General features: G+C 35.5%; 1 protein-coding gene. It reads right to left on the bottom strand.

Annotated elements, in window-relative coordinates; translation table 11 throughout:
* Nucleotides 1-81 precede the first annotated feature (81 nt).
* Nucleotides 82-660: universal stress protein (locus GJV77_RS14690; RefSeq protein WP_155037074.1), on the bottom strand; the 579-nt coding region annotated here is incomplete at its 5' end.

Genomic DNA, 660 nt, shown 5'->3' with positions numbered 1-660 from the left:
TTAAGTTTTTTAGCAATTACGGAAGCAGCTTTTGTAGAAAAAAGGGCTGTATTCATGAAACAGCCCCTTTAGATATTTTAGTTAATCTATTTTGAAAGTAATTACTGAAGTTGCAGAGTGATTGACTAAATCCTCACTAATACTTCCATTGAAGAAGTGAGCTAATCCTGTACGACCATGTGTAGCGATACCAATTAAGTCAGCACCATGTTTTTTTGAGAAGTTAATAATTCCCTTTTCAATCGTCATATCATTGTAAGTGCTTAGGTCAAAATCTTGCTCTGTAATAGAGTCTAAGAAGTTGTTGACAATTTCTTCTGCTACATGAGTAGGTTTAAAGTTGTTAGGAGTGTTAACCATTAATAGGTGTAGTTTACATTCCATCGATCGACTAAAGGAAAGAGCTTTTTTAAAAGGCTCTACCATTCCATCTGAAAAGTCTGACGCGAAGATAAAGTTGTCAATGTTGAATGAATCCACAGCGTCTTTGATAACCAAAACAGGGATATTAGAGTTTCGTACAACTTTTTCTGTATTAGAACCAACGAAGTATTCTTTTGGGCCACTAACTCCGTGAGATCCCATAACAATGAGATTCACTTTGTTGTTTTCGGCAGATTTGGTTACTCCTAATGAAGTTCTGTCTAAGATAAGACTGGA

The organism is Myroides pelagicus (assembly GCF_009711055.1).
GTDB classification, from domain to species: domain Bacteria; phylum Bacteroidota; class Bacteroidia; order Flavobacteriales; family Flavobacteriaceae; genus Flavobacterium; species Flavobacterium pelagicum.
Note: the sequence above shows the minus strand (reverse complement) of the source record. Positions and strands in the feature narration are given on the sequence as shown.